A 264-nucleotide genomic window follows, 5' to 3' on the forward strand; every position below is an offset into this window, starting at 1 on the left:
GTCCTCGGCGGGGGGAACTTCGACCTCCCGCCGAAGATCGCGACGCTGCTTTGGGTCCTGGCAGCGCTGACGATGACGGTGGGGAACGTGCTCGCGCTGCTCCAGAACAACGTCAAGCGCGTCCTCGCGTACAGCTCGATCGCGCACAGCGGGTACATGCTGGTCGGGCTCGCGGCGATGGCGCGGCACGATTCGCCGCCGAACGCGCTGCTCGGCGTGCTCTTCTACCTGGCGGCCTACGGGCTCATGAACACGGGCGCGTTC

1 protein-coding gene is annotated in these 264 nt (G+C 68.2%); it reads left to right on the plus strand.

The window, feature by feature from the left end; genetic code table 11:
• The coding region (locus ACYP5M_RS26600; RefSeq protein ID WP_459735742.1) for a proton-conducting transporter transmembrane domain-containing protein at nucleotides 1-264 on the plus strand (264 nt) is incomplete at both ends.

Source organism: Peribacillus sp. N1 (genome assembly GCF_054600815.1).